Source organism: Vulcaniibacterium tengchongense (assembly GCF_003814555.1).
Taxonomy (GTDB): domain Bacteria; phylum Pseudomonadota; class Gammaproteobacteria; order Xanthomonadales; family Xanthomonadaceae; genus Vulcaniibacterium; species Vulcaniibacterium tengchongense.
The window spans coordinates 754,653-766,669 of the sequence record NZ_RKQN01000001.1 but is presented as its reverse complement, the minus strand read 5'-3'; the positions used below and the strand labels follow the sequence as shown (position 1 = coordinate 766,669).

The window sequence follows — 12,017 nt, the reverse complement described above, 5'->3', positions numbered from 1 at the left end:
CGGCGTCCTCGCCGCCGGCTACAATCGCCGCAGTTCCGGGGAAACGAGCACATGGCGCGCATCCTGATCGTCGACGATTCGCCGTCGCAGCTGATGGGCATCCGCCGCATCGTCGAAAAGCTCGGCCATCAGGCGCTCACCGCCGAGGACGGCGCGGCCGGCGTCGACGCGGCCAAGCGCGAGCTGCCGGACCTGATCCTGATGGACGTGGTGATGCCGAACCTCAACGGCTTCCAGGCCACCCGCTCGATCTGCCGCGATCCCGCGACCGCGCACATCCCGGTGGTCCTGGTCACGACCAAGGACCAGGACACCGATCGCGTCTGGGGCATGCGCCAGGGCGCCCGCGCCTACATCACCAAGCCGTTCAGCGAGGCCGACCTGGCCGAAGTGATCCAGCAGGTCATGGGCGCGGGCTGATCCGCGCGTCTTCGAGGCCACGGCGCCCGTTTCCCGCACGTTTCCGGTTGGCCGACGCTCCGCGGTTGAACCGCGGTTCGCGCGCGCGATGGCGCACGTCCGGCGTTTTCCGCATGGACCGCACCGCGCAGCGCGCGGCCGATCACGCCCTGCGGTGCGATCCGACGTCCCTGGGCGCCGCGTACCCCAAGCTCTCGATCCCGCGCCGCCGGCGCCAAGGGCCGGAGACGCGGCCGCCGTGCGCCGCGGCGCAAACGCTCCCGGTCCCAGCGGTACGCGATGGCGCTCAGGCGCGCCGCCAATCGTCGCCGAACGCCTCGCGCATGCGCTCATAGGCCTCGCGCTGCGCCTTAGTGTGCGCGCGCGGCGCCAGCACCTCCAGCTCGACGATCTGGTCGCCGGGCGGCGTGCCCGGCAGGCCGCGGCCGCGCAGCCGCAGCTTGCGGCCGGCCTCGGAGCCCGGCGGGATCTTCACCTCGACCGGCCCGCCCAGCGTCGGCACGCTGACCGCCGCGCCGAGCGCGGCTTCCCATGGCGCCACCGGCAGCGGGTAGATCACGTTGCGTCCGTCCACCTCGAACTGCGGATGCGCGGCGTACTCGATCTCCAGCAGCAGGTCGCCGTTGCGGCCCTGCCCGGCCAGGCGGATCATCTGCCCCGGGCGGATGCCCTTGGGGATGCGCACGTCGTAGGTCTTGCCGCCGACGGAGATGCGCACGCTGCCGCCTTCGTGCACCGTCTCCAGCGACACCGCGAGCCTGGCGCGCGTGTCGCCCCGTGCCGCCGCGCCGCGCGCCTGGCCGAAGCCGCCGCCGCGACCGAACAGGCTTTCGAAGAAATCGCTGAAGCCGCCCCCGGCGCCGCCGCCGGCGAAGATCTCCTCGAAGTCGACGCCGCCGTAGCCGCCGCCGAAGCCGCCCGGCGGCGGCTGCACCTCGTCGCCGGGGCGATAGCCGCGCGCGCGCAGCTGGTCGTAGGCGGCGCGCTTCTGCGGGTCGCGCAGCGCCTCATAGGCCTCGTTGACCGCCTTGAACTTCTCTTCCGCGCCCGGCTCCTTGCTCACGTCCGGGTGGTACTTGCGCGCGAGCCGACGGTAGGCCGACTTGATCTCGGCCTCGCCGGCGCTGGGCTCCACGCCCAGGATCTCGTAGTAATCCTTGAATTGCATCGATGGTCCCGCTCGCTCGGATCGGATCCGCCTCCGTCGTGCCGCCCACAACGGCTACGGCCCGCAAGCGGCGCTTGCGGGCCGTAGTGTAAGACCTCCCAGGCCCGCCCCGCGCCGCGGCGCGAAGCCGCGGCGCGGGGCACCGGCGACACGGCGCCGGCTCCCTGCGATGGCTCCGGACGTGCGCGGCGATAACCGGTCGGGCGCGAATCGAACGCCGCCGCGCGTCCGTCGGCGCCCCGCGCTCCCCGCCCGCGCTCGGGCGGGGAGCATCGGGCGGCACTCGCCTGATCGCTACTGCACCGAACCCGGGCCGGCGGATGCGGTTCCGACCTGGATCCGCCGCGGCGTGGTCTCCGGCCGCTTCGGAATGCTGATCTCCAGCACGCCGTGACGGCCGCTCGCGGTGATGCCGTCCGGATCGGCGCTGTCCGGCAGGGCGAAGCGGCGATGGAAGCTGCCGTAGCGGCGCTCGACCCGGGTGTAGCGGTCGCGCTGCTCGTTGAGCTCGCTCTTGCGCTCGCCCTTGATCGAGAGGATGCCCTTGTCCATCAGCACCTCCACGTCCTGCGGATCCACGCCCGGCAGGTCGGCCAGGATCACGAACCGGCTGGGCTCCTCGAGAATGTCGACCCGGGGCACCCACTGGCTGGTGACCACCGAGGACTCGTCCTGCTGGTCGCCGATCTGGAAGAAGCGTTCGAACATCTGCTTGATTTCGTCCTGGAGCAGCGACTGCCCCGGCCACTGCTGCTGGTAACGCGTCAGGTTCATGTCGACCCTCCGGTTTTCGGTAGCGCGGCATGGCGCCGCATGCCGGCAAGATGGGCGTGCGCCCTTGCGTTTCAAGCCGTTGACGCGACGTACGCACGCCCCCACTACACTGTGTTTAGACATCAGACAGGCCTGCCCCATGACCATCCAGATCGGCGATAGCATCCCGGAAGCGCCGCTGCAACGCATCCGCGACGGCATCGAGACCGTCGACACCAACGCCCTGTTCGACGGCCGCAACGTGGTGCTGTTCGCGGTGCCCGGCGCGTTCACGCCGACCTGCTCGGAAAAACACCTGCCCGGCTTCGTCGAGCATTTCGACGAATTCCGCCGCAAGGGCGTGGAAGTGGCGTGCATGGCGGTGAACGACCCGTTCGTGATGCAGGCCTGGGCGCAGAGCCAGAACGTGCCGGAAGGCTTGATGATGCTGGCCGACGGCAACGGCGACTTCACCCGCGCGCTCGGCCTGGAGCTCGACGCCAGCGCCTACGGCATGGGCGTCCGCGCGCGCCGCTTCGCCCTGTACGCCGAAAACGGCGTGGTCAAGCTGCTCAACGTCGAGGCACCGGGCGAATTCCGGGTGTCCTCGGCCGAACACATGCTCGCGCAGCTGCCGTGACCGCAACGCCGGACGGCGGCGCGCTTCTTCTTCCCCCAGGAGGCCGCAACATGCCGACCCAGCAGCCCGCTTCCCCCCAGGTCGCCCATTCGCCGTTCGTCGCCGACATCCAGGCGATCCGCGAGCGTGCGCGCAAGCACATCGAGGAAGGCGCGATCACCGACAGCTACACCGCCGAGCGCGAGACGGTGATCCGCCTGCTCAACGAGGCGTTGGCCACCGAACTGGTGTGCGTGCTGCGCTACAAGCGCCACTACTTCATGGCCAAGGGGCTGATGGCCGACGCGATCAAGGCCGAGTTCCTCGAGCACGCCAACGACGAGCAGGCGCACGCCGACCGCATCGCCGAACGCATCGTCCAGCTCGGCGGCGAGCCGGACATGAACCCGGCGGTGCTCGCCTCGCGCTCGCACGCCGAGTACGTCGAAGGCCACGACCTGCGCGACATGGTCAAGGAAGACCTGGTGGCCGAACGCATCGCGATCGACAGCTACCGCGCCATCATCGACTACATCGGCGACCGCGACACCACCACCAAGCGGATGATGGAAGACATCCTCGCCCAGGAAGAAGAGCACGCCGACGAGCTGGCGGACATGCTCGCCGGCTGGACCGGGGAAAACGCCTAGCGGGCTCGGTCCGCCCCAGGCCGGCGCCGGCCGGCGGCAGGCCACCAGGCGGGACAGCCGGATTGCGGCGCCATTCGGCGCCGATCGCCGCCGCCTCCATGGGCCCCAACGCGGAAACCGCCCGCCTCCGCGCACGGCTCGCAGCGGCAACACTGGCCGCGCGCGCAGACGAGCCTGATCGTCGGCGCGATCGGCTCTGTCGCCTCGGTCCTGATGCTGCACGCCGGCCTGGCGGCGGGGGGCCTCGTTACGCCTTGGCCACGCCGTGGGCGGATGGCGCGGTCCTGGTCCTGCCGTACCTGGGCGCGCACGCGCGCGCACGACGCATGGGCGCATCTGGGTCCCGCGCTCGATCTGCCGCCTTCGGGCTCCCCGCCGATTTCCGGCGCCGCCCCGTGGCCCGGCCACGGCGGCGTCAACGGTGGAGGCGGCGCATCGGCCCCGTTCGGGGCGCCCCTCGCCACGGAACCGGCGCCCCTGCCGGACTGGGCCGGCGCCGATTCGGCCGACGAGGGCGTATGGCGGGGCGCTGGCCGCCATTGCCGCCACGGCGTTGCTGATCGCCCCGCCCTGGGTGGGCGTCGCCCCGGCCCACGGGCGGGACCGGCGCCTGCGCGGCGTCCCGGCGCGGAACTGGCTGCGCACCGCGCTGACCGGTACGGCCGCTCCATTCCTGCTCGTGCCGCCTTGGCCTGCGGCTCCGGCTATGCCGCGCAGCATTGGGTTCCGGGCATTCGACCGGGGATCTGTTCGCCGCGTCGGACGCGGACGAATGAAGCGGCCCGGAACCCTCCCTACCGCAGTACCCGGAACGACACGCCGCTCCAGGCGCCGCTGTCGGCCAGCGCGGTGAGCACGTGTTCGCCGGGTTCGGCGAACTCGTGTTCGAAACGCCCTTCGCCGTCGGATTCGCCGATCAGCCGGCCGTCGAGCAGCCAGCGCACGCGCGCGCGGCCGCCGAGCGCGCGCAGGGTCAGCCGCGGCGGCTGCGCGCTGCCCGGGACGCGCGCCAAGCTGGCGTTGCGCTGCAGGCCTTCGATGCGCAGTTCCTCGCCGGCGTCGCGGCCGTCGTCGGCGCAGTCCGGCGCCAGCGGCGGCAGGCGCGAGGCGCGGCGCAGCTCGGCCGGGAGCCAGGGCGAGGCCAGCGCCGGCCAGCGCGCGATACGCGCCTCGCGCCGCGCATGCGGCAGGCGGCAATCCGCGGACAGGCGCAGGCCGCTGCGCGCGTCGACCTCGAAGCGCTCCACGCCGGGGCTCCACAGCCGTGCGCCGCGCTCGGGCAGCGTCGGCGGCAGCACGCCGCGCAGCGCCCAGGCCTCGCGGCGCCGCTGGCACAGCGCTGGTGCGTCCGCCTCGGGCGGCAAGCCCAGCGGCCAGCAGATCTCCGCCCGCTCCACCTCCGCCGGCGGTGGGCTCGGCGCGCCGTCGCCGCGCCCGCGCGGCAGGCTGTCGATGGTCTCGAACAGCAGCGGCAACGCGGTCACCGCGCCGTACTGCCCCGGCAGCGGCGTGCCGTCGGGGCGGCCGACCCAGACGCCGACGGTATAGCGGCGGGTGCCGCCGAGCGCCCAGGCGTCGCGGAAGCCGTAGCTGGTGCCGGTCTTCCAGGCCACGCGCGGGCGCAGGCCGGGGTCGAAGGCGCCCGCGACGCTGCCCGGGCGCGGATGGGCTTCGAGGATCTCGCGCACGATCCACGCCGCGCCCGGCGACAGCAGGCGCCGTTCGAGCCGCGGCGCGTCCGGCGTGTAGCGCACCCGCCCGGCGAGGCCGCCGCGGTTCAGCGCCGCGTAGGCGCCGACCAGGTCCTCCAGGCGCGCGCCGGTGCCGCCGAGGATCATCGCCAGGTTCGGCTCGGCCCCGCGCGGCCACTGCAGGCGCACGCCCGCGTGGGCCAGGCGCGCGGCGAAGCGCGACGGCCCGACGCGGTCGAGCAGGTCCACCGCCGGCACGTTGAGCGACAGGCGCAAGGCCTCCGCCGCGCCCACCGGGCCGTTGAACGCGGCGTCGAAGTTGCCCGGCCGGTAGTCGCCGAACGATTGCGGCGCGTCCACCAGCAGGCTCTCCGAATGGATCAGGCCGTCGTCCAGCGCCAGGCCGTACAGGAACGGCTTCAGGGTCGAGCCCGGCGAGCGCGCGGCCTGGACCATGTCGACGTGGCCGAGCCGCGCCGCATCGGCGAACGCGACCGAACCGACGTAGGCGCGCGCCTCCAGGCTGGCGTTGTCGACCACCAGCACCGCCGCGGAGGTGCGCTCCGGCAGGTCCGAGAAGTACGCCGCGACGCGCTCTTCCAGGGTGCGCTGCAGTTCCGGATCGAGCGTGGTCGCGATGCGCGCCGCGCGCGGGCGCTCGAAACGCAGCCGCTGCGCCAGCAACGGCGCGCGCTGCGGCGGCTGCAGCGCGCGCGCGACCACCGGCTCGATGCGCGCGTCCGCGACCGCGGCCGCCGGCCACACGCCCAGCGCCGCCATCCGCGCCAGCACCTTGTCGCGGGCGGCGCGGGCGCGGTCCGGCGCGCGGTCGGGACGCAGCCGGCTCGGCGCCTGCGGCAGCACCGCCAGCAGCGCCGCTTCGGCGTGCGACAGGCGCGCGGCGGGCTTGCCAAGATAGGCCCAGCTCGCCGCCTCCACGCCCTCGAGGGTGCCGCCGAACGGCGCGCGCTGCAGGTACAGCGCCAGGATCTCGCGCTTGGACAGGTGCGCTTCCAGCTGCAGCGCGCGCAGCAGCTGCTTGAGCTTGCCCCACGGCGTGCGCGAGCGGCCGCGCGCGGGCGGGTCGAGGATGCGCGCCACCTGCATGGTCAGGGTCGAGCCGCCGGAAACGACGCGGCCGTGGCGCAGCCATTGCGCGCCGGCGCGCAGCAGGGCGAGCGGATCGACCCCCGGATGCGTCCAGAACCGGCGGTCCTCGTAATTCAGCAACGCCTGCAGGTACAGCGGCGAAACCGTGTCCGGGGCGGCCGGGTAGCGCCAGACGCCGTCGCGGTCCGGGAACGCGCGCAGCGGCGTGCCGTCGGCCGCGACCACCACCGCACCGCCGCCGTCGGCGCGCGGCAGCGGCAGCGGGAAGGCCAGGTCCAGCAGCATCGCGGCGACGGCGAGCAGCAGCGCGGCGAGCGCGGCCTGCAGCCCGCGGCGTCGCCGGCGCGCACGCGAACGCCCGGGCGCGCCGCGCCGAAGCCGGCCGGGTGGTCTTGCGCCTTCGATGGCCTGTTGCGAGGTCAAGCAGGTTGCGGGAGCACGAAAACCATGGGACGGAATGCCGCGCGCCGCGAATCGGACGGCGCGCGCGACCGCGGCGCGGACCGGCGCGCGAGCCGCCCTCCCCGGCCTCCGCGCCGGGAAGGAACAGGCGGGCGGCGCGCCTATTTCTGCATGCCGGGCTGGGCCACGGTCAGCGTCGCCGGCGTCGCCTGGCCGACGCCGCGCAGTTCGGGGCGGTACATGTCCTCGACCAGCGGCGGCGGCACGGTGTAGGTGCCCGGCGTCACCGCGCGCACCAGGTAGAACACGCGCGCGGTGTCGCCGGCGTCGAGCTTGAGCGCGGCGACGTAGCGGTCGTCGCGGAACTCCTCGTGGCGCACCTGCGCCGCGTTCCCGCGGTCGCTCAGTTCGATGCCGTCGATGACCACGCCGGCCCACTGCTTGCCGTCGCCGAGATTGAAGTTCTCGATCTCCAGGCCGGCCGGCAGCAGGTCGGTCAGCAGCGCGTCCGGCATCGCGCGGCGGGCGGTGATACCGACCTGCACGATCAGCGCCTCGCCCTCCTCCAGCGTGCCGCCCTCCCAGGGCTGCCCGTCCGGGGTGAAGTACCGGCGCTTGACCTCGATCGCCGAGGCGTCCGGCGCCGGCGCGCGGCGCGGCACGCCGGCGACCTCCAGGCTGGCGTAGAGCGGCGGCTCGCCCTGCGGCGCGAACGCCACGCCCCGGCTCAGCGCGGCGTGGTCGAACAGGCGCGCGACCAGCTTGGCCGGGGCGGCGTCCGTACCCGCTTCGCCGACCGTCCAGCGGCCGGACACCTGCTTGCGCTGGTCGGCCATCAGCGCCTTGCCCAGCCGCGCCAGCGCGACCTGCTCCTGGGTGCTCAGCCACAGCCAGCCGCGGCCGCGGCGCGCGTCGAGCTCGCGCCCCAGCGCGACGGCGCGCGCGTCGTACTCGGGCCGGGCCAGGCCGTGCTCGTGGGTCAACGCGATCATCAGCGCGTCGTCGCGCAGGCGGCTGCCGTAGTCGGCCAGGTACTCGGGCCGGTCGTCCGGGCCGCGCGCGAAACCTTCGGCGATGGCCTTGGCGCCGCGCGCCTTGTCGCCCTGCCGCCACAGCGCCAGGCCCAGGTGCACCAGCGGCAGCCCGGTCAGGCTGCGCTTGCGCTCGTTGTCGTACAGCGCGCGCAGGGTGCCGAGCGGCGCGCGGTTGAGCCGCGCCAGCACGTAGCCGGCATGGGCCTGGTAGGCGAACCGGAGGTGCTCGCGGCGGTCGTAGCCGAAGAACGGCGGACCGCCCGAAAGCAGGTCCTCGCTCAGCACCTTCAACGCCTTCTGCAGCATCGTCTCGGGCACGGCGAAACCGGCCTCGCGCGCGTCGAGCAGGAATTCGGCGGCGTAGGCGGTGACGATCGGGTTGACGTAGTCGCCGCTGCCCCACATCGAGAAGTGGCCGGAGCCGATCTGCATCGCCGCGAGCCGCCCGAACGCGCCTTCCATGCGCTTGCGCCGGGCCTCGGCGTCGAGGCCGCGCACGCCGAGCATGCGCGCGGTGGCCTCGTCCAGTTCCAGCGCGGCGAAGCCCTTGCTGGCGGTCTGCTCGGCGCAGCCGTACGGGTACTCGAGCGCGCCCTGCAGCGCGCTGGCGAACGGAATCGGCGGCAGCGCGCTCACCGTCATCCGCGCGCTCACCGATTCGGGCATCAGCCCGTCGGCGAAATCGGCGCCCAGCCGCACCGCCGCCAGGGTGTCCAGGGCCTGGCTGCGCGCGCGCAGCACCGACGGCCAGCCCGGGCGCACCGCCAGCTCGTAGCGGCGGTCGACCTTGTGGCCGTTGCCCTCCACGCGCACCCGCAGCCGCGCGGTGCCGTAGCCCTCCCTGGCCTGCAGCGGGAAGGTGAAGGTGGTCTTGGCCTCGCCGGCGAGCTCGGCGCGGCGCGCGCCTTCGCCCACCGCCAGCGGCCCCTCGCCGCTCACCTGCACCCGGAATGCGCCCGCGCGGCCGGTGAAGTTCTGCAGGTCGAGGGTGAGGCTGCTGCGGTCGCCCGGCGCCAGCACGCGCGGCAGGCTGGCCTCGGCCAGCACCGGCGCGCGCACCACGGTCTCGCGGTCGCGGCTGCCGTAGCGGCCGCCGGACCAGACCAGCGCCGACACGCGCAGGGTGCCGTTGAAGTCCGGCACGGCGAGGCTCACCCGCGCATTGCCCTTGGCGTCGAGCTTCACCGGCCCGGAGAACAGGTCCACGGTCTGCACCTTCGCCGTCGGCCTGCGCGCCTGCGGCAGTGCCTGCAGCGCCATGTCACCGCCGAAGCGCAGCCTGGCGATGCCGCCGTCGAAGCTCTCGATCACCCGGCCGTAGACGTCGTACGCGTCCACGCCCAGGCGGCGCTGGGCGAAGAAGTGCGCAGCCGCGTCCGGCACCGGGAAGCGGGTGATGTTGAGGATGCCCACGTCCACCGCGGACACGGCGACGTAGGCCTCCTGCCCGGCCAGCTGCGGCGCGCTCACGGTGACCGGCAGGGCGCGCTCGGGCTGCATGCGCTGCGGCAGCGACAGGCCGACCGCGACCTTGCGCTCGCGCCGGTCCATCGGCACGTGGGCGACGCCGACGGCGCGCGCCGGGGTGATCTTGCTCGGCGCGCTGCCGCCGCGGAACACCAGCGCGGTGACGTAGACGTCGTGCCGCTCCCAGTCCTCGGTGACCGGGATCTCGAAGCTGCTGCCCGCCTTCGCGTCGATGCCCCGCACGTAGAGCATGCGGTCGCTCTCGACCATCAGCAGGCCCTTGCCGGGGTGCGGCGGCGTCAGCGTGACCCGGAGCGTGTCGCCGGCGCGGTAGCCGGTCTTGTCCAGCGCCAGCTTCACCTTGTCCGGGCGCGCGTCGAGCCCGCGGTTGTCGTCGTTCCAGCTCCAGCCGGCGACGAACGGGTAGCGCGTGGTGAGCCGGGTCGCGGGGTCGTACACGTCGAGGCGGTAGTCGCCCCATTCGACCGGGAAGTCGACCCGGGCGGCGGCGCCGGCGACGTCGACCACGCGCGTCTCCACGTCCTGGAAGCGGCGGGTGAAGTCGTAGTCCCAGCCGCCGTCCTCGTCGTAGTTCCAGTGATAGTCGCGGTGCTCGCGCACCAGGGTCACGCGCAGGCCCTTGCCCGCCCGCGGCCTGCCGTCGCCGCCGAAGCGGCCGATCTCGAAGCCGGCGTTGCCGTTGGCGGGCGCGCCGTCGGCGTCGTCGAACAGCGGGCGCACGCCGACCAGCGTGTCGGCCGGCCACAACACCCGCTCGAGGCTGCGGTCGACGCTGCGCCCGCCGCTTTCGTAGACGCTGCCGGTGAGCACCGCCGCGACGGTGCCGGTCGGCTTGACCTCGGCCGGCAGCGGAACGTCCTGGCGCAGCCGGCCCTGGGCGTCGAGCCTGGCGTCGACCACGTCGCGGGGCTCCTTCGGCAGTTCCACGGTCGGGTCGCCGAAGAACCAGCCCGGCAGCTGGTCCAGCGGGTGCTGCTCGACCCTCACCGCGAGCTTCGCCGTGAAGCGGTTGCCCGCGGCCGGCGCGCCGTACAGGTAGGCGCCGTCGACGCTCAGCCGGATCGGCTCGCCCGGGCGCAGCACCGGCTGCGCGCCGAGATCGAGCTTGAGCCGCTCCGGCAGGAATTCCTCGACCCGCAACGCCATGCCCTGCACCGCGTCCTTGCTGCCCGGGTCGGTGCGGAATTCGACCCGCCAGCGGCCGGTCGCCGCGTCGGCGGGGATCGCCTGGCTGTGGCTGGCGTAGCCTTGCGCGTTCGGCTGCAGGCGGGTCTCCAGGAAGGTCTTGCCGTCCGGCTGCACGTAGCGCAGGAACAGCGACTGCGGCGCCTTGCCCTTGCTCTCGATCGGGCGGCCGTCCTGGTCGCGCAGCAGCGCCGACAGCCGGATCGTCTCGCCGGGCCGGTAGAGGTCGCGCCCGGACCAGGCGAACACGTCGAACCAGGCCTGCTCGCGGCCGCTCACCGCGAATTCCGACAGGTCCAGCGCCGGCTGGTTGAACGGCAGCATCGACACGTCGCCGCCGCGCGCGGCGATCAGCACGTGGCCGGCGTCGAGCCGGTAGCGCAGCAGGGCGTTGCCGTTGCCGTCGGTCTCGCCCTTCAGCACCGCCTCGCCCCGGGCGTCGAGCACCTTCAGCTCGACGCCGCCGACCGCGGCGCCGCTCTGCAGCGAGGCCACGTGCACGAACAGCGCGTCCTTGTAGGCGCGCGCGTGCAGGCCGAGGTCGCTGACGGTGAAGAACGCGGTCTCGAAGCGGTCCTGGAACTGGCCGGCGCGCTTCATCACCGCGAAGTACAGGCCGGGCTGGCGCAGTTCCGCGATGTCCTGCAGCGGCAGGTAGGTGACGACCCGCTCGTTGGGCTTGCCGCCGAGCACGAAGCGGTTGGCGTACACCGACTCGGCCAGGCGCGACAGCGGGGTCTTGCCGTCGTAGTCGGCCTCGAGCTCCCAGCTGCCGCGGCGGCCGCCGCGCTGGAACTCGGCGAAGAACTTCGGCAGTTCCTTGTCCTTGACCCGCAGGAACTCGACGTCGACCTCGGGCACGTTGACCGACACCACGGGCAGCCCGCGGCTCTCGCGCGCCGGCAGCACGCTGCCCTGCGAGGCGAAGCCGACCGCCGGCGCGAGCGGACCGGTGTGCACCGGCTGGCGCAGCTCGCGGCCGAGGCGGTCGCCCGCCGCCGCGGTCACCCCCGCCTTGATCGTGACCACGTAGTCCCTGGCCGGCTCGACGTGCGGGAAGCGCAGGATGCGGGCGTCGTCGCTCAGCACCCAGCTGCCCTGCACCGGCGCGCCCTTGGCATCGGCCACGGCGACCAGTGCGTCGAAATTCTGGGTGCCGACCAGCGGCCGGCTGAATTCCAGCGCGATCGCCAGCGGCTCGCCGTCGCGCTGGTCCGGATAGGCGGACACCAGGGCGAAGCCTTGCACGGCTTGGCGCTGCGCGCGGATCGCCTCGCCGCTGAGCGCCGGCAGCTCGCCGTCGCGGTCGCGGCCGCACCCGGCCGCGAGCAGGAGCGCGACCGCCGCGAGCGCCGCCGCCCGCGTCCACCGCCGTCCCGCCGCGCGCACGCTTCCCTTCGCCCCGGACCCGCGCATCGTCCCGCCCTCCCTGAGTGTGCCGGCAGTATAGGCGAGCGCCGCTCGCCGACCGTGGCCCATGGCGCCGCTACAATCGCT

Annotated in this window: 7 protein-coding genes; 3 read left to right on the top strand and 4 right to left on the bottom strand. The window is 73.8% G+C overall.

Going from position 1 to position 12,017, the window contains the following annotated elements; translation table 11 throughout:
- Nucleotides 1–51: 51 nt before the first annotated feature.
- A complete protein-coding gene (gene pilH / locus EDC50_RS03495) occupies nucleotides 52–420 on the top strand; it encodes a twitching motility response regulator PilH (protein WP_123769059.1) in 369 nt (122 codons plus the stop codon).
- Nucleotides 421–706: 286 nt separating this feature from the next.
- On the opposite strand, the gene EDC50_RS03490 is transcribed toward pilH, so the two are convergent.
- Both EDC50_RS03490 and EDC50_RS03485 read right to left on the bottom strand, forming a co-directional pair.
- On the bottom strand, nucleotides 707–1,588 hold the full coding sequence (locus EDC50_RS03490; protein ID WP_123769058.1) for a DnaJ C-terminal domain-containing protein: 882 nt from the start codon (nucleotides 1,586–1,588) through the stop codon (nucleotides 707–709).
- Nucleotides 1,589–1,882: 294 nt separating this feature from the next.
- Nucleotides 1,883–2,362: an Hsp20/alpha crystallin family protein gene (locus EDC50_RS03485; protein WP_123769057.1), complete on the bottom strand. Its 480-nt coding sequence runs from the start codon at nucleotides 2,360–2,362 to the stop codon at nucleotides 1,883–1,885.
- 139 nt (nucleotides 2,363–2,501) lie between these two features.
- Here EDC50_RS03485 and EDC50_RS03480 point away from each other — a divergent pair, with 139 nt between their 5' ends.
- Both EDC50_RS03480 and EDC50_RS03475 read left to right on the top strand, forming a co-directional pair.
- Nucleotides 2,502–2,981: a peroxiredoxin gene (locus EDC50_RS03480; RefSeq protein ID WP_123769056.1), complete on the top strand. Its 480-nt coding sequence runs from the start codon at nucleotides 2,502–2,504 to the stop codon at nucleotides 2,979–2,981.
- Between the two features lie 50 nt (nucleotides 2,982–3,031).
- Entirely contained in the window at nucleotides 3,032–3,610 is a 579-nt protein-coding gene (locus EDC50_RS03475) for a ferritin-like domain-containing protein (protein ID WP_123769055.1), read from the top strand.
- A 794-nt stretch (nucleotides 3,611–4,404) separates the two neighbouring features.
- Here EDC50_RS03475 and pbpC read toward each other — a convergent pair.
- Together pbpC and EDC50_RS03465 are read right to left on the bottom strand one after the other, a co-directional pair.
- On the bottom strand, nucleotides 4,405–6,816 hold the full coding sequence (pbpC, locus tag EDC50_RS03470; RefSeq protein ID WP_425477893.1) for a penicillin-binding protein 1C: 2,412 nt from the start codon (nucleotides 6,814–6,816) through the stop codon (nucleotides 4,405–4,407).
- 158 nt (nucleotides 6,817–6,974) lie between these two features.
- Nucleotides 6,975–11,936, bottom strand: coding sequence for an alpha-2-macroglobulin family protein (locus EDC50_RS03465; protein ID WP_123769054.1), 4,962 nt, complete (start codon nucleotides 11,934–11,936; stop codon nucleotides 6,975–6,977).
- Between the last annotated feature and the right edge of the window lie 81 nt (nucleotides 11,937–12,017).